A 19,413-nucleotide genomic window follows, 5' to 3' on the forward strand; every position below is an offset into this window, starting at 1 on the left:
AAGATATAACGGGCAGACTGGTCTGTCCTTACATAACATACAAAAATATTATTTTTATGAAAACAAGGAGAATATAACTGTGAATAAAAACTATAAATTTGAGACGCTGCAGTTGCACGTGGGGCAAGAGGCGCCAGATTCGGCGACTGACGCGCGTGCTGTGCCGATTTATGCGACGACATCATATGTATTCAAAGACTGTGCGCAAGCCGCAGGGCGGTTTGGCTTATCTGAACCGGGCAACATTTATACCAGGCTGATGAATCCCACATCGGATGTATTTGAAAAACGCGTAGCGGCGTTAGAGGGCGGTGTGGCCGCGTTGGCGACGGCATCGGGCGCGGCAGCGGTGACGTATGCTATTCAAAACATTGCAGCGTCGGGAGACAATATCGTATCGGATAACCGCTTGTACGGTGGCACGTATAACTTGCTTGCGCACACGCTGCCGACATTCGGCATTGATACGACGTTTGTTGACGGCAGTAGGCCGGAAAACTTTGAGGCAGCTATCAACGATAAAACAAAAGCGATTTTTATCGAAACACTGGGCAATCCAAACTGTACCATTGTCGATGTGGCGGCGGTTGCCGACATTGCGCATAGGCATGGCATACCGCTGATTGTCGATAACACATTTGCTACGCCGTATGCGTTTCGTCCTATAGAGCATGGTGCCGATATCGTTGTTCACTCGGCAACGAAGTTTATTGGCGGGCATGGCTCAGTGATTGGCGGTATCATCGTCGATTCGGGCAAGTTTGACTGGGCGGCGAACGATAAATTCCCCGGATTGTCGCAACCCAATCCAAGTTATCACGGTGTCGTATTGGCTGAAGCTGTCGGTAATCTCGCTTATATCATCAAAATTCGTGTCACTTTATTGCGGGACACCGGTGCAACGATTAGTCCGTTCCACTCATTCCTGTTCCTGCAAGGGCTGGAAACGCTGTCGTTACGGGTTGAACGGCATACTGAAAACGCACTGAAAGTGGTTGACTATTTGGCTAACCATCCGCAGGTGGAGGCTGTTAATCATCCTGCCATCACAACACATTCCGACCATGCGTTATATAACAAATACTTTCCGAATGGCACGGGGTCAATCTTTACGTTTGAAATCAAGGGTGATGCTGAGCGTGCCAAAGCCTTTATTGACAGCTTGGAGTTATTCTCGCTGCTTGCCAATGTCGCCGACGCAAAGTCGCTTGTTATCCACCCGGCCAGCACGACGCACTCACAGTTGAATGAAGCTGAATTGCTGGAACAAGGCATTAAACCCAATGCTATTCGATTGTCGATTGGAACTGAGCATATTGATGATATTATTGGAGATTTGAGGCAGGCGTTTGAGGCTGTAGCGGGCTAGTTTAGGAATAGAAGCCCGTCTGTTATCTTTTGTTCCGGCATTGTAAAAAGTATTTTAAAACGGTAGCGGCAGTCGATGATTGCCGCTACTTGTCATTTATTTGTTTTCGTGCTATAATGGTGCAAAATTCGCGTAAGGCGGTGTAAATATGACAAAACCAACCCTAGTGATTATGGCGGCCGGGATGGGCAGCCGGTTTGGTGGCTTGAAGCAAATTGAGCCAGTGGGCAAGCACGATGAATTATTGATGGAATACGCTGTATATGATGCAATACAGGCTGGATTCGGCAAAGTTCTATTTGTTATTAAAGAGGAAATGCTGGACGACTTCAAAGAAAATGTCGGTGCCAGGATCGCTGAGCATATTGACGTTGATTATTGTTTCCAGTGCAATGACAATTTGCCCGATGGCTTTGCCTATCCTGATGGGCGACAAAAGCCTTGGGGGACAGGGCATGCTGTGGTGAGTTGCCTTGGCAGCATTTCAACGCCGTTCTGCGTCATCAATGCTGATGATTTTTATGGGCGCGATGCTTTTATGACAGTAGCGAAGTTTTTAGCGACTATGGACAAGGCACAATCGCCGTTGCAAAGCTGCCTTATCGGCTATCAGGCGCAAAATACTATGACGGAGTACGGCTCGGTATCACGAGCATGTTGTGAGATGGACGCTGACGGCAATCTTATCTCGTTGACTGAGCGCACTGAGTTGCAAATGCGTGACGGGCGGCTGCATGACAATATCACAGGCGAAGACTTGGATGCTGATACGCCGGTGTCGGTGACGATGTTTGGTCTGCCGCCGGAAATTCTGCCATTGCTGTGGCAGGAGTTTGAGGCGTTGTTGCAAGCACATAAGGATGACTTATCAAACGTTGAATTTTACCTGCCGACAGCAATTGACGCATTGCTTAAAAAAGGAAAGCTTAAAATGAAAGTCGTGCCGACTGAGAGTCGTTGGTATGGGTTTACCTATCGTGAAGATCGCGAGAAAGTTGTGGCAGCGTTGTCGGCGATGACGGAGAGTGGTGCGTATTTAACGCCGTTGTGGGAATGATGCGTGCAAATTATTCATTGGGTTCGCTTTGCTCTACGCCGGGCAACAGTGTTAGCGGCGGGTCTTGACCGTTGATGTAAATAGTTTCAGCTTGGCGTTGAATCATTTGCAATGACTCAATGGTGTCAGTGATATGGTTAAAGAGCATGTGATAGAGCTTTTGATAATCGGGCATGGAAAAGCCTCCAATCGTTCGGGCATAGTATGGGTGAATGTAACTTTTATTATACAGTGGTGTCACCTTGTTGTCAATGTGGACATAATTTCTCGCTTTGTTGCTATCATATTGCCATAAAGACAATATGATAGGAGCGATAGCATGCCATCAAAATTGCCGCATTACGCGTTGCGCATCCCGAAGCAGACCATGGATAAACTGAAATACATTGCTGAATATCATGGTCGCTCGGCAAATAAGGAAATTGAGCAATTGATTCTGAAACACATCGCCGATTTTGAAGAAGAGAACGGCACGATTGCATAAAATCCCTCACACCACAATATGTTTTTTGGTGTCACTGTTTACGCGCATTTTGGCACGCAAAAAATGCCTCGATGATAAAGTCAATCGGGGCTTTACAAATTCACAGTAAACGGCTATACTGTTTGTGGATTTTGCCTCGCGAAAAAGCGAGGAAAAGAAAGGAAAACTTTTATGCAGACACCTATTGCCATCCAGCTATATTCGCTACGCTCGGTTATTCACGATGACTTCCTAGGGACGCTTCGCAAGGTCAAAGAGGCTGGTTATGATGCTGTGGAATTTGCCGGCGAGTTCGGCGGGCGCACTGCAATGCAGTTGAAACAGGAATTGAAAGACATTGGACTGACGCCGTTGTCCACGCATTTTCAAATTCAGCGATTTGATGAGGAACTGGAAAGCTTCGCGGCGTTTTGCAAAGAGTTAGGGATGCCGTTTGCCAATTGCTCAGGGTCAACGGTGGAGAGCTGTGAGCGCGTGGAAGAAGCCCGTGAAAAACTGATTGGGGCGACGATGCATTTTGCTAAGCTTGGCATTGAGTTTGGCTACCACAATCATTGGGCGGAATTTGAGGTGCGCAACGACCAGTACATTCAGGAAACGCTGTTGCGCCCGTCAATTCGTGCCACGATGCGCGCGCAGTTTGATACGGCATGGGTGCGTTACTATGATATTGACCCTGCGGCATATATGCGGCAGTGGGGCAATCGGATGACGCCGCCGCATTTCAAGGATTTGAACGCCAATTATAAGGAAATTGACCCGGCAGAGAATTGCGTAGAAGTTGGCAACGGCATTATTGACTTTGAAGCCGTTGTGGCAGCGATGCGTGATATGGGCGTACTGCACCGCGGTATTATTGTTGAGCGCGAAAGCTTTGACAAGGACATTTTTGAATCGATTGCGATTGACGCGGCGAATATCCGAAAGTTTGTTGGTGCTTAAGGGCTTATTCAAGTCGGAAACAAGTTACGCAAGCTGTAACTTTACGCTGGGCAGATATTTATCTACGAAGGACATAAAAGTCTCGTAGATGAGATTCTGCCCTTTTTCGTTGGGGTGTATGCCATCGTTACAGAGTAGGTCTTGGTAATCGCCGTAATCTAAAAAGGCTGAACGTATATCGACGACACGGCAATTGTTGTCCATAGCTAAGTTTGAAATTTCCAGCGAGTACCGCTCATGGTGTCGGTAGATAAGGTGCGAATCCCCGAGGAATTGCAATATGTTTTCTCTTGACAGCCCATTGCGGCATATCCAGCTTAGATACCGTTCGTGGTGGAGTGGGGGCAGCGTTGTCAGCAACGGAATTGTGCCGTGCGATACAAGAGCATCGATAATGTCTTGAAGTTGTGCGGAGAATTGTGTGATGGTGGTCTTGGGCGTGTGGTCGAGTTCGGGTTGGGCGGCGATGGCGTCCCAAGGCATATCGCAGTCATTGCCGCCGTATTCGAGAATAGCGACATCACAGGGCTCGCCCTTGTTTAAGTGCTGCATGAGGCGCTGCTTGCCTTTTGTGACGCTGTATCCGAATTTGGAAAAGTTCTTGATGGTGACGTTGAGTGCATCGGAGCACAGTGTGACGGCATTTTCTTTCAAGACACGGTAACGTCCGGCGATGTCGTCGAGCATGACGCCCAAGAATACTGAGTCACCCCATACGCCGACATTTAATTGCTCTTTTTTAGGCAGTTCGGCGCGCAACGCTTGTAGACTGTTGATGATTTTCATATGCTGCCACCTTTCTCTAATTTCATTATAACCAAAGTATATCACATATCTTCAGAAATTGCAAAAAAAGACAGCCGTATGGCTGTCTTTTTGAAGTATGAGTGAATTACGCTCTGTCCACTTTTGCCATGTGCTGAATCAAATCAAGCACTTTGCTGGAATAGCCCCACTCGTTGTCGTACCATGAAACCAGTTTAACAAACGTATCTGTCAACGCAATACCGGCTTTGGCATCGAAAATCGAAGTACGCGCATCGCCGATGAAGTCCGACGATACAACCATATCTTCGGTGTAGCCCAAAACGCCTTTGTATTCGCCTTCCGACGCAGCTCTGATTGTCGCACAGATGTCTTCATAGGTTGCAGGCTTTGCTAAGTTTACGGTCAAGTCAACGACACTTACATTCAGTGTCGGGACGCGCATAGCCATGCCTGTCAGCTTGCCTTTGAGCTCGGGAATGACAACGCCGACAGCTTTTGCCGCGCCGGTGGAGCTGGGGATGATATTGCCGCTGGCTGCACGGCCGCCGCGCCAGTCTTTTTTCGACGGTGCGTCAACCACCATTTGTGTGTTGGTGGCGGCGTGTACCGTTGTCATCAAGCCGTCTACGATACCGTACTTGTCGTTGATAACTTTTGCCAACGGAGCAAGGCAGTTGGTGGTGCAGGATGCGTTAGAAACAAAGCTCATATCTTTGGTGTATTTGTCGTGGTTTACGCCCATAACAAACATCGGCGTATCGTCTTTCGACGGACCGGTGTAAACAACTTTTTTCGCGCCGCCGTCAATGTGGCCTTGCGCTTTGTCTTTGGAGTGGAAAATGCCTGTTGCGTCAACAACGTATTCAACGTTGTTTGCGCCCCACGGAATATTTTTTGGGTCCATTTCGGCAAAGAAGAGAATCTTTTTGCCGTCAACAATCAGCGCGTCATCGGTATATTCGACGCTGCCCTCGTAACGACCGTGTACCGTGTCGTATTTGAGCATATAGGCGAGGTAGTCAGGCGACATAAAGGGGTCGTTGATTGCTACGAAGTTGATGTTCGGATTGTTCAATCCGGCGCGAAAGCTGAGACGGCCGATACGGCCGAATCCGTTGATGCCAACGTTAATCATTGGTATTTCCTCCTAGTATTATAGATGTTGTTCGATGGCTATTATAGCGCATTTTTTTTGGCTTGTCAAACCTTAGTCGCTATGGTATACTGTTGTCAATTATTACCTTATGAAGGAGGGGTTTCTTGTGAAAAGAAAACTATCAATTGTTGTGGCAGTGGCTATGCTGCTGGCGATGCTGCCCGTGGGGGCAGTGGCCCGGACGGAGAGAGAACCGCGTATGAGGCAGGTGGCGCAAGCGCTGTCGTCGGAAGAAGTGCTGTTTGATATTTTTGATGTGCCGACGGGTGCGTGGAGTGCTTATGATGTAACCATTACCAACACCGGCGGGGTATATACTTTTTTTAATGCGCCGGATGGCGGACACATGGCAGCTCAATTATGGCATTGGGATTTAGGGTGGTTTAGCAATGACGCATATCTGTATTTCGATGTTGAAGTGGTTGCTGAACGGGCGGACATATTACTTTACGACGAAGATGACAGTGCGCTTTGGCTTAACTATCTTATAGCCGATGGCTTGGACAATCCATGGGAGTCTCTTTCGTCCGGCAGATATATCGGTCGAGTAAGTATAGATGATATTATCAGCCATAATAATACGTATCTCGGTTTTCCTCACGATGACTTTTTCTTTGGAGGCATGGCAGTTCAAGCTAGTGGTGGCCATATACGTATCCATGAATTCAGCATAATTGGAGGCGGCTCGTGTATTGTTGAGCACCCCGTCTTCCGCTACGACAACAACCCCAACAGCTGGGCGCGGGAATACCTCGAAGACGCCTACGACATCGGCTTGATTTCGGAGCGCGTGCTGCAAGGCAGCGTTTGGCGCGAGGGAATGCCGCGGATTTATATCGCTGATATGGCGGCGCGGTTTATTGAGGAAGTCAGCGGTATGAGCATTGGTGAATTCGTAGCGTCGCGTGACCCCAATACGCTCCACGACATTCCGTTCACCGACAGCAACGACTCTGATGTTATCGCACTTGCACGACTCGGCGTGATTCTCGGCGAGGAATCGGTCAATTGGGATGGCCTTCGATTTAATCCGAACGGCTTAATCGACCGCCAAAGCGCGGCGGTGTTGCTGGCCAGGCTGATTACACTGTTTGGCGGCGAGGTGCCGACGAACGCTCCGCAAACTGATTTACCTTTCCAAGACGCGATCCCAAGCTGGGCGCGCGGGTCGGTATATTTTCTATACCATCAAAGCCCCAGGATTATGAGCAACACAAGCTCAATACCCGGGCAATATCTGTTCGCGCCGCAAATGATATTCCAGTGCCAGATGATGGTGATTGCCATGGTGCGGGTATTGGGAGTGGTGGCGGCAAACGATAACAAAGATATATCTTGCGTGTGCGGCGGCTGGTACATTTGTTGTTTTTGCGACAAGTGCGTAGTTTGTATTCGATGTCAGTGTGTGCGCCATGCTGATGGTGCTGTTTGCAGACGGGCGGCTGTTGTCGGCTGACGGTAATCTTTTATCGGGCACTTACGGCGGTTGGATAAGCTTAGTATGATATTATCAATAACGATCCTTCATTCCCGCACAGCGATTTTTTCTTTGCCGGAATGCGCATTATGGCAGACAACGGGGATATTGCGTTCTCCCATTTCGAGATTGGCGGGGCAGTAGGCTAACGCTAAAAGGACGGCAACTGCCGTCCTTTTTTTGATGCTTTGCGTACAAGTTGGCCGTAAATAACAGCCCTTTAGGGGCGCTTTTGCACCACTTGGCGAAAAAGGCTTGCGTGTTTGGCGGCCATGTGCGATACTGGGAAACGTAAAATGACGAACGGAGGAACATAGCGATATGCAACCCATTATCTCAGTATCCAATTTGCAAAAATCATTCAAAAAGCACCGCGTACTCAAAGGTGTTGATTTTGCCGTTGAGAAAGGCACGATTTTCGCGTTGCTCGGCTCAAACGGCGCGGGAAAGACAACAGCGGTTAAGATTCTCTCGACGTTGTCAAAAGGCGACGGCGGCACGGCAACGATTTGCGGCTATGATGTGGCGCGACAGCCTGATGATGTGCGGCGCAGCATTAGTTTGACGGGGCAGTATGCGGCTGTTGACGAATCGCTGACAGGGCGGGAGAACTTGCACCTGATGGGGCAGTTGCGTCGCTTGGTAAACTGTAGACAGCGAGCGAGTGAATTGTTGGAAGCGTTTCGACTGACTGAGGACGGCGATCGACGTGTAGCAACATATTCGGGTGGTATGCGCCGCCGCCTTGATATCGCTATGAGTTTAATGGGCGATCCGCCCGTTGTCTTTCTCGATGAGCCGACGACGGGGCTTGACCCGCAGAACCGACTCGCCATGTGGGAGATGGTCAAGGCGTTGGCCGCCAACGGCACGACTGTCTTTCTGACAACGCAGTATCTCGAAGAGGCCGAGCACCTTGCCGACCAAATTGCCATTTTGCATGAGGGCAAGATCATTGCCGAAGGTACGCCGGATGAGTTGAAGACGGTGTTGCCGCACGGCGGCGTGCAGCTTGATTTCCACACAAACGACGATGCGCAAAAGGCTTGTGCTTTGCTGGGCGGCTATCGTATCAGCGCAGATAGAGACAGCGATAAAACACTCAACGTTGCCACCGACGGCAGCGCCGCAGAGTTTGCCGATGTGTTAAATCGCGTCAATGCCGCGGACATTTCGCTCGTTGGTTTTGCGCAGCAACTACCTACGTTGGAAGACGTATTTTTAACCTTGATCGGCGAAAAGGCCGCAGAAACGGAGGAGAAGTAAAATGCAAGCTGTAAAAAGAACAAAGCCCTGTGTGTTTGCCGATTCTTGGACGATGTTTAAGCGCTGTGTGACGACGTCATTACGCAACCCCGATGCCATGGCCACGGCTATCTTAGTGCCTGCCATTGTTATGTTGCTGTTCGGGCTGATTTTTGGCAATGTTATGGACGTCGGGTCGTATAACTACATCGATTTTATTGTGCCGGGTATTATCCTGCAAACTATCGCACAAGCGGCGACTGGTACGGCCATTAATGTCAACAACGACATGACCAAGGGCATTATCGACCGCTTTCGCACGATGGATATCGCCAAATCATCGGTGCTGACGGGGCATGTCGGCGCGGCGGTGGTGCGCAATATAATTACCACAGCCGTTGTACTTGGCGTGGCGTTTGCCATCGGGTTCCGCCCGCAGGCCGGGTTTGTTGATTGGTTGATTATTGCCGGGGTGTTGCTGTTGTATATGCTTGCCATTACATGGATTGCCGTGATTTGCGGCATTGTCGCAAAATCGCCGGAAAGCGCGGGCACGATGCCGTTCTTGCTGTTTGTGCTGCCGTATATCAGCTCGGGATTTGCGCCGGTGGAAACGCTGCCGCGCAGCATTCGTTGGTTTGCAGAACATCAGCCTATGACGCACATCATCGACGCTGCGCGCGCGCTGATGTTGGGCTTGCCGCTGGGCAATTCGCTGTTGCTGGCGATTGTTTGGAGTGTAGGCATTACCGTAGCGGCTTTTGCGTTGGCAGTGGGCGTGTATAAACGGAAGACTTCGTAAATGGCGAGAAAAAAGCCGGTCACATAACCGGCTTTTTTTGTGCGTTATTCAAGCACCACGACTTCCTGCTCGAGCCATGTAACATAAAGTCCATCTTCGCATGGCTCGCCTTTAACCACATAATTCGTCACAAACGCAACTGTCGTGCCATCTGTAGTTAGGTATTGTTGATAATACTCATCATGGCTTTGCGCTATGGCTCGCTCTAAGGCGTCGGGGTCAACGGTAATGTTGGAAAACATGCCGTAAGTGATTAAATCGATCCAAATAATTTCACCATCTACCCTAATGCAAATACGAAATAAGTCATCAGTGGGAACATCGTATATATAGTGTCTAAACCACACCTCAAATGGATTCCTAGGCGTTCCACCACGCACCTCATCTAAGCGGTACTCATTAGGATTGGACACTAGCATATTCAAATACCGCTCAGCAATGTCAATCGCTTCTTCTTCACGCATAACTGAATTTTCAATAACATCTAAGTCTGCATTGGCACTTGCGAAAGAAATAGCGTCAACACTAAGGAGTTGTCCCGTTTCTTCGGAAAACAGATAAGAGACTCCGTTTCCATCTTCATAAACGATAAGGTTTACAAAGACATCACTAAATTGGTCAGATTTAGTCCATGTTGCCTGTCGTTGCTCGGTTTGTCTCCGACTAAGCCGGTTTCTTTCAATGCCCCGGTTGGCAAAAAAGGCGTGGTAGTTGCTTTCAGATGGGTCAACGACATCTTGCTCAATGGGGTTGTTGTTTAGCGCAGCGCAGGCAACGAGCAAAATCGACATTGATATGATAATTGATAATAGCTTTTTCATATTGTACCTCATTGTAAATTTGATTAAAGCAATTGCTCCAACAAGCTAAATGCGCCTCAACCGCTGCGTCCAGTTACCAACACTGTAGACGATTGGCATATTTCGTTCTTGCGAATTGGCAAATAGAATACTATCCTGTATCGTATGTCCATTCGCGGAGTGACGCCAAAAAGCATTGAACCAACGATAAATGGGATCTGGAAATGTAGGTCCCATAAAGCCGAGTGAAAAATGCGCACCCCTGATATACATATCGTTGATGAAATTTCCCAGGGTAGGGTCGGTAAATCCGACGCGACACCCAAATGAAATAAAGGTACGCACATTGGATAAGCTGTTTCGAGACATTTCTTGAATGTGGCGGGTTGTCATACTCCGTCCGGTAATCGACTCATTGTCGCGGGCAAATGTTATATGTCCGTGACTTCCGTGACTCATATGTATAAAAACATTGCTGCTTTGCATCTGCGTTTCCACAGTTGTGGTGAGCGGTCTCAGCGTGACAGTTCTTGGGCTGTAACCCATGAAAACCGCCGGCCATTCAAAATCAGCGGCAGCGACATCTTCTGTGTAAGCAGTAACAAGCCTTGCGGCCCCCACCGTTCGTCGCTCGAAAGACCACCAACTCGCTGCTGTTGACGCATTTGATGTAGTTGTCTGTACATTATTTCCGTTGGCAATTAAAAGCTGACCTGTGGCAACGCTTCGTATTTGATACATACCGGACCAAGCACTGTCGTGGTTATTATTTCGCACCAAAAAAAACGATCTGCTACGTGGAAAGTTGTCCGCTGATGTCCAAACGCCTATATTCCCGCCGTTGTTATGGAGATTGAACTGGGAATTGGTGAGCGTTTCAAAACGATATGACCCGTCATCATTCCGTCTGCTCAGCCATTGTTGATTTCGGTCGCCATTGAAACTCCAGTTAAGTACGCGCCTGCCGTTTGTGGCGATATCATTATCCAAATCGAGATATCTGCCTGTGGCAGCATTTCGGATATAGTAGATCATTCCCGACCGAATGCCTACCGTATCTGCAGCATTGATATTGTTATCATTTGCATGAATTCTTGAACTGGCATATTGCGTTGTGGCTGCAACTGTAGCTGACCGCCTGCCCATAAGCCATATATATAGCCGTGATATACGAGATAACGAGTTGAAGTAAGAGCCCAACTGCTAACATTTGCGCGGTCTGTAAATCTTTGCAGCGCATTTGCTGATGGGGTTCTGCCGACGCCGCTGTACGGCCAATATCTTGCCCAAGCCAGTAACCTATGTATGATAGAGAAAATCTCTTGCCTTGTTGCAGGGCTATATGGATTAAAATGACTGTGGTTATCGCCTTGAATCACGCCAATAAAGCGCAGCCGACGTACACCTTACATCGCTGCTGTCGGGAAAAGAGAGACCAAGTGTGCCGTACGGGCGACCATGTGCTCTTGCAAGCTGTCATGCTAAGTCATCCATAATCCATGCCATACGCAAGCGCGATATGTTGCTCCAATATGAATTCCAAATGCCGCCAGTTCGCAGCGTGCCGCTGCGCCATAGTTGGTTGATGGCAGGTCTGGCCCAATCGGCAGCGGTGTTGACGTTTGGCGCGTTGCCGGTGTTGAGAGGCTCCATCAACGCATTGTCTGCCGCTCTCTCGTTGTAAAAACTTTCATGCCAATCATCGGCCCAATCGAGCGCGGGCGGCATCGTTGCTGCCGGCAAGTCGGGCAAAGCATCGGGCGGTGGGCTTGCGGCAACTTCGGGCAGCAATTCCCATTCCGGCGTTAGCTCATCGAAAAACTCGTAATTGCTTGTGGATTCTCGGTAAACGTCGGTGTCCGGTGCGGCAAACACGCTGCTCGCCAAAGGAAAGCAGAGCAGAACCGCCAATAGAACCGACGCCGCGCGCCTGATTTGTTTTCTCATGTACAAGATACCTCCCATTTCTAATATGGGTAGCCACCTCGTGGAAATTTTACAGCAAATATTGCCAATTGTCAAGAGCTTTGTTTTTACCGAAACCAGCCCCGCACGGTGTGCAGCCATTCCAGTGTTCGAAAACGATAGACGAATTGGTTGTCGCTGTCGGTAATCAGACGCACTTCGCCGTCGGTCAAACCGGCCTCCTGCGCCGATTCTGTCCATGTGGCTGCCGACACACACAGCGGCGGGAAGACGACGCACCACCAGTTTTGGCCGCGGCCGTCACCGATGGTGACGCGCAGGGCGCGGTATCGTCCGGCCGGCAGGCGGAAGCCATTGTATTCTCGCGTGGGGAAATTGCTGATACTGACATTGACAGTCACGCCGTGATTTACGCCGCGGCTATCAATGATTTGTTGCGCGATGGCGCGGAGTTCATCTTGACGCGACAAGATGATTTGTTCTGCGGATTGGCTGTCAGGTGTGCCGCGCACCCAGTCGCTTGCGGCGGAGAAGACTTGGTCGCGTACGGCTAACTTGATGTCTTGGTCTTGCCGGCTGTTGGAATGCGGGATGACGTGCAGGCGCAAGAGTTTGTCGGCAAGGGCTTGCTGCTCGTTTTCGATGGCGCCTGCCCATAGGGTTGTAGCAAACAGCGTAAGTAACAGCGCGAGCGCGAGTGCGATTTCGTGAGTTTTAAATTTCATAATGGTATTCCCTTCTTTAGCGTCTTACGTCTGATTATTCCCGACCTTTATACTTCTAAACCATAGCTTGCCCGAATACCTTTGTGGTGAATAACTTCTAAGGGAGCTGACGATATGTTTATTACCTCGATTAAACTCACCAAACAAAAGATGATTGGCGCTGTGATTATTGCGGGACTGTTGCTGTGCGGTTTGATTTTATGGATTGCGGCGGCGAGTGGCGGCGGCAGCGCGGCTGATGGCGGCAATGCCAGTGAGGTCAACAATCCTGCGCCGTCGACACGAAACATCCGCACCGAGAGCGATCGCATGGAGTTTCTCGCCGGGCATGGTTGGCAAGTAACGGCCGAAGGCGTACAGAGTCAGGAAGTGCTGATTCCCGCGACGTTTGACGAAGTTTTTGAGCGGTACAATGAGATGCAACGTGCCGACGGGTTTGACCTGAGTCAGTATAAAAACCGCCGTGTCATGCGCTACACATACCGCGTTCTGAATCATCCGGTGCAAGGGGAGGAGGTGCAGGCGACGTTGTTGATTTACCGTGACAGAATTGTTGGCGGCGATGTATGCAGCTTAAATCAAGAGGGGTTTATGCATGGATTGTTGAATGTGCAGAATATTTTGCCGGGCAGTGCTGCGCCGACGACTAAGGAAACGGCTGGCGATGATGAGCAAGAAGATGATGGCGATGAGCAGGTGCGGGAGAGCTATGAAGATGAGGATTATGGAATGTAAGCATTAGGTATGGGGGCGCACACTGTGCGCCCTTACTTGACGGAGCGATAAGGCTATGCTAGACTGTTATGTAGTTGGTTAATGATTACGGTCGAGATAGAAAGGAGAATGAATATGAAGAAGATTGTGTTCTTGTGCGCGTTGGGTTTGATGCTTGGTTTTGCGGGGTGCACAACGGATGAACGGGCTGTGCAGGAATACCCTTATGAAACGCCCGTGCTGACGTCTGTGCCAGAATATATTCGGCTTAGTCAGGAGCGTGAGTTGTGGGTTCGTGAGAATTTTTTAGCGTGGCTACAAGAAAATACGAGTGGCGGCCGGGAACTTGACGATGTAACAGTGGCGCGGTATTATGGCACGTTTGGGTTGCGTGAGGTTGTGTATATGTATGTGGACGGCGCAGATTTTGCCCAGGCAGAGATGACCGAATATGTCGCGGGATACTCCTTTTGGTTTGGAAATCTCGGATGGTCCGGAGAACATGGCGAGAACTCGGATGGCTGGGGTGGTGTCCATATTTGGCTTCATGATGACGGTGAATTTATGTGCATTTGTTTGGCGTATGAGCGTGGACATTTGACGGCTGAAGATGTTGGTGTGATTTGGGAACGTGAGCAGGCGTTCAACATCGAGGCGCGGGCGTCGGGAATATGAGAATATTAAATTGATGCGGGACAAGACGCTGCTCTTATCTTGTACGTTTCGCTTGCATAATGTTTGTTTATTTGCTATAATAAAAATGTAGTGTATAAATCCATGGAGGTAAGCATTTTGAAATTACAGAACAAATTTGGAAGCATCACCATCATGAGTGAGGTGTTTTCTGTTATCGCGGGCGGCGCGGCGATGGAGTGCTTTGGGGTCAAAGGCATGGCGGCACGCAATGTTGGTGACGGTATTGTGCGGCTGTTGCGTTTGGAAAGCATGCCCAAGGGTGTTAAGGTGCATTATCACGGCGATGGCCTTATCATTGATCTGCATATCGTTGTTGAGCACGGCATCAATATTGCGGCAGTGACAAGTTCGATTAAAAGCACTGTGCGCCACACGGTGCAACGGTTGACTTCGGTGAAGGTTAAGGCTGTGAATGTGTTTGTCGATTCGATTATGACGTCGACATGCAGGGAGGTTCGCGCTTGAACATGACATTGAACGGACGGCAGTTTGCCGAGATGATGCTGGCGGCGAGCGCTGCTATTGAAGCTGAGAAGCAGTTGATCAACGATCTCAATGTCTTTCCCGTGCCGGATGGCGACACGGGCACAAATATGGCGTTGACGCTGCAAACGGCAGCCAAGGCGCTGCAAGATTGTGACGCGGAACATGTTGGCAAAGTGGCTGAGATGGCCGCGAATGCATTGTTGCGTGGCGCGCGCGGCAATTCGGGCGTGATTTTGTCGTTGCTGTTCCGCGGGTTTGGTAAGTCGCTCAAAGACAAGGATGTGGCAACGGGTAAAGATTGGGCTGAGGCGTTGCATGCCGGTGTTGAAACGGCATATGGTGCGGTGATGAAACCGGCCGAGGGTACGATGCTGACCGTCAGCCGTGTGGCGGCGGCGCATTGTTTGGCCAAGGCATTGCAAGATGACAACGCCGAGTACATTTTGACCGAATGTGTGACAGCAGCAGAAGAGGCATTGGCCGAGACCATCCATCAGAACCCCGTGTTGACAAAGGCTGGCGTGATTGACTCGGGAGGCAAAGGCTTATGTATTATTTATACTGCGATGTTGCAGCAGTTGCGCGGTGAGTTCACATTGGAAACAAAAACGGCGTCTGCTGCGATAAACAGCACGGCCGGTACTTTGTTGACGGCAGAGGAAATTACTTTCCAGTACTGCACGGAGTTTTTAGTGTTGCGCAATAATCCACGGAGTGACGTACATTTACTGCGGACGTCGTTGGACGCGATGGGGGACAGTCTTGTCGTCGTTGAGGATGAGCAAATCATTAAGATTCATTTGCACACCGATCACCCGGGTAAAGCGATGGAAAAGGCGATGAAGCACGGTGCGCTGACAGATGTTAAAATTGAGAATATGCTGGAACAAATGGCAGAAAATACCGCAGGGGACGCACAGTCGGGCGCTCCGCAACTGCAGTTCGTCAAACCTACCGAGCCATACGGGTTTGTTGCCGTTGTGGCCGGTGACGGGATTGCGGCAGTGTTTGCTGATTTGGGCGTTGACGGCATTATTCAAGGCGGGCAGACGATGAACCCGTCGACCGATGACATTATAGCACAGATTAATGCCACGCCGGCGCATACGGTGTTTGTGCTGCCGAACAATAAGAATATTGTTTTGGCGGCTGAACAGGCTGTGGCGTTGGTAAGCGACCGCCGTGTGATTGTCGTGCCGACCAAGAGCATTGCCATGGGCATTGGCGCGATGATGGCGTTTGACCCCGATGCCAACGCTGACGGTAACGCCGAAGCCATGACCCAGGCGGCGAGTGTGGTGAGCACCGGGCAGATTACTTATGCGGCGCGTAACTCTAACTTTGACGGGATGGAGATTGCCGAAGGCGACCATATGGCGATTTTTGACGACCAGTTGGTGCATAATGAAGCTGATCGGATGGCAGCGTGCCAAGCGTTGGTGGATAAAATCTCGGTAGCCAGGCCGGAATTTGTGACTATTTTCTACGGCGAGGGTGTTGATAATGACGAGGCGGCGAAAGTGCTTGAAATGTGTGAAACAGCTTGCCCCGATGCCGAGTGTACACTTCTCAACGGTGGGCAGCCGGTGTATTATTATTTGATTAGCGTGGAGTGAGCGACTGCCGAATAGGTGTGCAAACTACCCTTCCACAGAGGGGGATTTGCCGGTTGTGGAGAGTGCTATGAGTGAGTTGCAATTTCTGAAAGGCGTTGGGCCGCAGCGGGTGCGTTTGTTTGAAAAGTTGGGGTTGCATACGCCGCGAGATTTGTTAAACCATTTTCCGCGAGGCTATCAAGATCGTCGTGCGATTGTTGCTCTGGAAGATGGGGAAGACAGCAGTCTTGTTTGTATTCGCGGCAAAGTGATTAAGCCATTGCAAGGCAAGCATTTGGGGCAAAATCGTTCGGTTTTTTCGACCCGTGTCACCGATGGCACGGGTTTTTGTGCGCTGTCGTTTTTCAATGCGCCGTATGTCAATCAGTCGTTGCGGATAGGCGGTGAGTACATTTTTTTCGGACGGTTGGTCAAGGGGCAATATGGCTGGGAGATGACCAATCCGCTATTTGAAACTGAGGGCACAAACCGTACAACGGGACGGATTGTGCCGATTTATCCGCTGACGGCAGGGCTGACATCGGCTTTTTTTGGCAATTGCGTTGAGCAGATTTTAGATGATGAACTGGCGCAAATGACTGAAATGTTGCCGGAAATGGTGCGTAGTGCGGCGCAGATTTGTCACATTGACTTTGCCTATCGGCACATTCATGCGCCGGAGGATGAGAAAACGCTGGCGATCGCACGGCGGCGGTTGGTTTTTGAGGAATTGCTGTTGCTGGCTTTGGGGCTGCAACGGCTGCGGGTGGGGCAGGCTGTTGAAAACGGTGTGCCAATGGCGGAAGGTGATTTGGCGGAATTTTTGCGGCGGTTGCCATTTACACTGACTGACGATCAGCGCAAGGCTATTGACGAGGCGTTGAGCGATATGCGCTCGGGCAAGGCGATGCACCGCTTGTTGCAGGGCGACGTCGGGTCGGGCAAGACGGCGGTTGCTGCGGCGTTGGCGAGTATTGCGACGGCCAACAACTGGCAGACGGCGTTGATGGCACCAACAGAAATCCTTGCGACGCAGCACGTGGAGAGTTTGGCGGCGCTGTTGCCGAATAAGAACATTGTGCTTTGTACCGGACAACTGTCTGCCAAGGCGCGACGTGTGGCGCAAGAGGCTATGCGAGATGGACAAGCTGACATTGTCGTTGGTACACACGCGCTGTTGAGCGATTCAACGGAATTTGCCAAGTTGGGGCTGGTGATTACCGATGAGCAGCATCGATTCGGTGTTGATCAACGCATGACGCTGACGGGAAAGACAGAGCAAATGCCCCACGTGCTGGTGATGAGCGCGACTCCGATTCCTCGGACGCTGGCTTTGATCTTGCATGGCGATATGGATGTCAGTGTCATTAAACAGATGCCGTCAAGTCGCAAGAGGGTGCAGACATTTGTCGTTGAGGAACGCAAGCGGTGCGATATGTATGCTTTTATTCGCAAGCAGATTGCCGAAGGACGGCAGGCGTATATTGTTTGTCCGCGGGTGGAGTATGATGAATTTGCCGAGAGCCAAAAGAAGTCGGCAGTCGCGCTTGCTAAAGAGCTGCAGAGCGGTGTGTTTCGTGATTTGCGCGTCGGCGTACTGCACGGCAAAAGCAAGGATAAAGATAAAGTCATGGCGACATTTGCGCGTGGTGAGTTGGATATTTTGGTGGCGACGACGGTTATTGAAGTTGGTATCAATGTACCCAACGCCAGTGTGATGGTGGTGGAGAATGCCGATAACTTTGGACTGTCGCAGTTGCATCAGCTACGCGGGCGCGTGGGGCGTGGTGAGTGGCAGTCATATTGTCTGCTGATGGACAGCGGCGGCGAAGTTTCACGGGAGAGATTGGATATTTTGGCCAAGACATCGGATGGATTCGAGCTGGCCGAGGCCGATTTGCGGCTGCGCGGACCAGGGAGTTTCTTTGGTGTCGCGCAGTCGGGATTTGGGGCATTAAAAGTAGCAGACTTAAGCACGGATGCCGACGTGTATGCGCAGGCGCGGCAGTCGGCGCGGGCGATTTTGGAAGTTGACCCGGATTTGTCGGAGAATGCGGCGTTGCGGCAGGCGGTAGAGGCGTTGATGGCGCACCTGTGAGAATATTGCGTTGCGGCGGCTGAGACGTTGACAATTGTTGAATTTTGTAGTAAGATTGGTGAGATGTGAAAAAACATTGTACATTTTACTTTGTTAGGAGAAAAGGAATGAGGAGAATAAAGGGGTTAGCCTTTGTTTTTGCGCTGTTGTTATTGATAAGCAGCATTGCGGCGTGCGGCCTTCTGCCGGGGGGGGGCAGCAACGAGCAGGATGAGGCGTTGGTGGGACAGTGGTCTTGGGATACACAAGTCAGTTGGTTGTACACGTTTAATGCTGACGGTACCGGCACGCGCGGATCTGCTGAGCTTGAGACGTTTACCTGGCATACACGGGGCGGCAATCGCTTGGTGTTGAACCATGGCGCAGGTCTGCAAGACACCGAGTGGAATTACACCATTGACGGTGATAGTTTGAACCTGACGCGGCGTGGCGGTCAGCTGGAAAGTTTTGATTATTATCGAGTCGGGCAGAGCGAGAGTTTGCACGGCGTGTGGCTTTGGGATACAAGCCATGCATATCGGGTTGAATTTAATGCTGACGGCACGGGTGCGCGCGGGTTTCCCGATGAGATTGAATCGTTTGACTGGTTTACGGCGGGCGACAGCTTGGCTGTTGACACCGGATCGGGACCGCATGAACATTGGCGTTTTGTGATTGACAGCGACCTATTGACCATTGACAGCCGGCAGTTGGCGGGCTTGACATACAGTTATATTCGTGAGAGTGCGGTGCTGGACAATATGGAACAGGATACAGCGCTGGTCGGTGCATGGTTGTGGGATGCCGATGATGCGTATCGCTATGAATTTAATGCCGATGGTACGGGCACGCGCGGCTTTGAGGGAGAAATTGAGGACTTTGAGTGGTTTACGATGGATGGTATTCTTGTTATCGACACGGCTGAACAATGGGAATATTCGATTGATGATGATGTGTTGACCATTGAAAACGTTTTGGTTCCCGGTGCGGATTTTAGTTATATTCGAGAGTAAGCGTGATATGGCCTCCCCCTTTTCAGGGGGAGGTTTTTTCTTTTGTCACATTTTGCTCGGCTCAAACGTATATAGTGTGAG

At 50.2% G+C, this 19,413-nt stretch carries 20 protein-coding genes; 13 read left to right on the forward strand and 7 right to left on the reverse strand.

Translation table 11 applies throughout. From position 1 onward, the window contains the following. Positions 1 to 79: 79 nt before the first annotated feature. Both FWE06_06725 and FWE06_06730 read left to right on the forward strand, forming a co-directional pair. Positions 80 to 1,369, forward strand: coding sequence for an O-acetylhomoserine aminocarboxypropyltransferase/cysteine synthase (locus FWE06_06725; GenBank protein ID MCL2546872.1), 1,290 nt, complete (start codon positions 80 to 82; stop codon positions 1,367 to 1,369). A gap of 148 nt (positions 1,370 to 1,517) precedes the next feature. Continuing rightward, complete coding sequence (locus FWE06_06730; GenBank protein ID MCL2546873.1) at positions 1,518 to 2,426, forward strand: sugar phosphate nucleotidyltransferase; 909 nt, start codon at positions 1,518 to 1,520, stop codon at positions 2,424 to 2,426. Between the two features lie 10 nt (positions 2,427 to 2,436). Here the strand turns inward: FWE06_06730 and FWE06_06735 are convergent, their stop codons facing one another. Then, entirely contained in the window at positions 2,437 to 2,601 is a 165-nt protein-coding gene (locus FWE06_06735; GenBank protein ID MCL2546874.1) for a hypothetical protein, read from the reverse strand. Positions 2,602 to 2,745: 144 nt separating this feature from the next. On the opposite strand from FWE06_06735, the gene FWE06_06740 reads away from it, so the two are divergent. Both FWE06_06740 and FWE06_06745 read left to right on the forward strand, forming a co-directional pair. Then, positions 2,746 to 2,910 carry an Arc family DNA-binding protein gene (locus tag FWE06_06740; GenBank protein ID MCL2546875.1) on the forward strand — a complete coding sequence of 55 codons (165 nt, stop codon included), beginning with the start codon at positions 2,746 to 2,748 and terminating at the stop codon, positions 2,908 to 2,910. A 171-nt stretch (positions 2,911 to 3,081) separates the two neighbouring features. Then, a complete protein-coding gene (locus tag FWE06_06745) occupies positions 3,082 to 3,852 on the forward strand; it encodes a sugar phosphate isomerase/epimerase (protein ID MCL2546876.1) in 771 nt (256 codons plus the stop codon). 24 nt (positions 3,853 to 3,876) lie between these two features. Here the strand turns inward: FWE06_06745 and FWE06_06750 are convergent, their stop codons facing one another. Both FWE06_06750 and gap read right to left on the reverse strand, forming a co-directional pair. Continuing rightward, positions 3,877 to 4,638: an SGNH/GDSL hydrolase family protein gene (locus FWE06_06750; GenBank protein ID MCL2546877.1), complete on the reverse strand. Its 762-nt coding sequence runs from the start codon at positions 4,636 to 4,638 to the stop codon at positions 3,877 to 3,879. A gap of 106 nt (positions 4,639 to 4,744) precedes the next feature. Further along, positions 4,745 to 5,755, reverse strand: a complete 1,011-nt coding sequence (gene gap / locus FWE06_06755; GenBank protein MCL2546878.1) for a type I glyceraldehyde-3-phosphate dehydrogenase — start codon at positions 5,753 to 5,755, stop codon at positions 4,745 to 4,747. A 127-nt stretch (positions 5,756 to 5,882) separates the two neighbouring features. Here gap and FWE06_06760 point away from each other — a divergent pair, with 127 nt between their 5' ends. The 3 genes from FWE06_06760 (at position 5,883) to FWE06_06770 (ending at position 9,300) form a co-directional block, all read left to right on the forward strand. Beyond that, a complete protein-coding gene (locus FWE06_06760; GenBank protein MCL2546879.1) occupies positions 5,883 to 7,232 on the forward strand; it encodes a hypothetical protein in 1,350 nt (449 codons plus the stop codon). 342 nt (positions 7,233 to 7,574) lie between these two features. Further along, the gene (locus tag FWE06_06765; protein MCL2546880.1) at positions 7,575 to 8,519 is read left to right on the forward strand and encodes an ATP-binding cassette domain-containing protein; all 945 of its coding nucleotides are present in this window, start codon (positions 7,575 to 7,577) and stop codon (positions 8,517 to 8,519) included. 1 nt (position 8,520) lies between these two features. Next, a complete protein-coding gene (locus FWE06_06770; GenBank protein ID MCL2546881.1) occupies positions 8,521 to 9,300 on the forward strand; it encodes an ABC transporter permease in 780 nt (259 codons plus the stop codon). Between the two features lie 44 nt (positions 9,301 to 9,344). On the opposite strand, the gene FWE06_06775 is transcribed toward FWE06_06770, so the two are convergent. From FWE06_06775 to spoIIR, 4 genes are all read right to left on the reverse strand, one after another. Beyond that, positions 9,345 to 10,121 carry a hypothetical protein gene (locus FWE06_06775; protein MCL2546882.1) on the reverse strand — a complete coding sequence of 259 codons (777 nt, stop codon included), beginning with the start codon at positions 10,119 to 10,121 and terminating at the stop codon, positions 9,345 to 9,347. Positions 10,122 to 10,166: 45 nt separating this feature from the next. After that, complete coding sequence (locus FWE06_06780; GenBank protein ID MCL2546883.1) at positions 10,167 to 11,135, reverse strand: RICIN domain-containing protein; 969 nt, start codon at positions 11,133 to 11,135, stop codon at positions 10,167 to 10,169. A gap of 441 nt (positions 11,136 to 11,576) precedes the next feature. Then, positions 11,577 to 12,047 carry a hypothetical protein gene (locus FWE06_06785; protein ID MCL2546884.1) on the reverse strand — a complete coding sequence of 157 codons (471 nt, stop codon included), beginning with the start codon at positions 12,045 to 12,047 and terminating at the stop codon, positions 11,577 to 11,579. Positions 12,048 to 12,133: 86 nt separating this feature from the next. Next, complete coding sequence (gene spoIIR, locus FWE06_06790) at positions 12,134 to 12,751, reverse strand: stage II sporulation protein R (GenBank protein ID MCL2546885.1); 618 nt, start codon at positions 12,749 to 12,751, stop codon at positions 12,134 to 12,136. A 114-nt stretch (positions 12,752 to 12,865) separates the two neighbouring features. Here spoIIR and FWE06_06795 point away from each other — a divergent pair, with 114 nt between their 5' ends. The 6 genes from FWE06_06795 (at position 12,866) to FWE06_06820 (ending at position 19,332) form a co-directional block, all read left to right on the forward strand. Next, complete coding sequence (locus tag FWE06_06795; GenBank protein ID MCL2546886.1) at positions 12,866 to 13,486, forward strand: DUF4830 domain-containing protein; 621 nt, start codon at positions 12,866 to 12,868, stop codon at positions 13,484 to 13,486. A 114-nt stretch (positions 13,487 to 13,600) separates the two neighbouring features. After that, entirely contained in the window at positions 13,601 to 14,140 is a 540-nt protein-coding gene (locus FWE06_06800) for a hypothetical protein (GenBank protein ID MCL2546887.1), read from the forward strand. Between the two features lie 117 nt (positions 14,141 to 14,257). Further along, a complete protein-coding gene (locus tag FWE06_06805) occupies positions 14,258 to 14,626 on the forward strand; it encodes an Asp23/Gls24 family envelope stress response protein (GenBank protein MCL2546888.1) in 369 nt (122 codons plus the stop codon). Between the two features lie 2 nt (positions 14,627 to 14,628). Further along, on the forward strand, positions 14,629 to 16,263 hold the full coding sequence (locus tag FWE06_06810; protein ID MCL2546889.1) for a DAK2 domain-containing protein: 1,635 nt from the start codon (positions 14,629 to 14,631) through the stop codon (positions 16,261 to 16,263). Positions 16,264 to 16,330: 67 nt separating this feature from the next. Beyond that, on the forward strand, positions 16,331 to 18,340 hold the full coding sequence (gene recG, locus FWE06_06815; GenBank protein ID MCL2546890.1) for an ATP-dependent DNA helicase RecG: 2,010 nt from the start codon (positions 16,331 to 16,333) through the stop codon (positions 18,338 to 18,340). A gap of 107 nt (positions 18,341 to 18,447) precedes the next feature. Beyond that, a complete protein-coding gene (locus FWE06_06820) occupies positions 18,448 to 19,332 on the forward strand; it encodes a hypothetical protein (GenBank protein ID MCL2546891.1) in 885 nt (294 codons plus the stop codon). Positions 19,333 to 19,413 lie beyond the last annotated feature (81 nt).

The organism is Oscillospiraceae bacterium (assembly GCA_009780275.1).
Classification (GTDB): Bacteria; Bacillota; Clostridia; order Oscillospirales; family UBA929; genus WRAI01.